Source organism: Treponema sp. R80B11-R83G3 (assembly GCF_054786115.1).
Genome location: NZ_BDHF01000222.1, coordinates 1 through 1337 on the forward strand (window position 1 = coordinate 1; position 1337 = coordinate 1337).

Sequence of the window (1337 nt, forward strand, 5' to 3'; positions counted from 1 at the left end):
ATATAAATCAACGTCAGATAGATATTATGATTAAAGAAACGCTTCCTTTATTGAAAGATGTAAACCCACAGAATATTGGAATTATTGCTCCATATAAAGATCAAGTATCTGCTATTAAACGGCAACTAGACTCAAGACCTATTGAAGTCGATACTGTACACAAGTTTCAGGGACGTGAAAAGGATACTATTCTTCTTACTACAGTTGATGATGTTGTTACGGATTTTTCTGATGATCCATATCTTTTGAATGTGGCAATATCTCGTGCAAAAAAGCGGCTAATTCTTGTAGTATCAGGTAATGAACAGCCTGAAAACAGTATCATTGGAGATTTGATTTCATATATCGAATACAATAACTATAAAATTTTCAAGAGTGAAATCCGTTCAATTTTTGATTTGCTATATCGCCAATATACGGATGCCAGAATTACTTTTCTGGAAAAACATTCCAATATATCTGTTTATACGTCGGAAAATTTGATGTATGGTACAATAGTAAATATATTGAAGTTGGAAAAGTATTCAAATCTGTCTATTAATGTCATTTGTCACCAACCGCTTAATATGCTTATTTACGATCCAAAATTTTTAAGTGATGAGGAACGAAGGTATGCCATGAATCCGTCTACCCATATAGATTTTTTACTTTACAATCAAACTAGTAAGAAGCCTGTTCTTGCTATAGAGGTAGATGGTTTTCATAATCATAAGTCGGGAACAAAACAATATGATCGTGATAGACTGAAAGACCACATTCTGGAACTCTATAAAATTCCTCTGCTCCGTTTTCCTACCAATGGAAGTGAAGAATGTGCGAAAATCGAACGATTTTTAACTGAGTATGCAAACAAAAGTAGATAGAACCGTAGGTCACAAAAACGTATCTGCTACAGAAATTTCCTTATATATCCAGCCTTTTATGGTGAATTAGATATGGGAAAGGAAAATAATAAAAGATGAATTTGATCTTGCCATACAGAAATGAGTATATTATATGTAGATAAAAGGAAAATTTAAATGTACGATTGTCCTGCCCACTCTACATTATATGAGACCCGTTTTAGAGGATTAGTGGAATTACAGGATTTTATAATCCTGTATCTGGCATATACTGAACCAGCAAGCGGACGGACAAGGATAATCTCCGCCCGTTCTGCTGAACCTATTGAGGAGAGGGAATATTATGAATGGCGTAGAAACTTTATCACCTGAAAGAATTAGCCGCTTTTTTGCACGAGATATTGCCACATTCAAAAGATATGGATCATCAGAAAAATCCGTAACAACATCATCAACTGTAGTAAGAAGAATAGTATCCTTTTCACGTCCCTGAAA

2 protein-coding genes are annotated in these 1337 nt (G+C 34.3%); one reads left to right on the forward strand and one right to left on the reverse strand.

Features of this window, described 5'->3' with window-relative positions; translation table 11 throughout:
- Window positions 1-863, forward strand: an 863-nt coding sequence (locus tag ACYVRH_RS12800) for an AAA domain-containing protein (RefSeq protein WP_461257284.1), incomplete at its 5' end; no start/stop codon positions are given.
- A gap of 216 nt (window positions 864-1079) precedes the next feature.
- On the opposite strand, the gene ACYVRH_RS12805 is transcribed toward ACYVRH_RS12800, so the two are convergent.
- The coding region (locus ACYVRH_RS12805; RefSeq protein WP_461257285.1) for an AAA domain-containing protein at window positions 1080-1337 on the reverse strand (258 nt) is incomplete at its 5' end.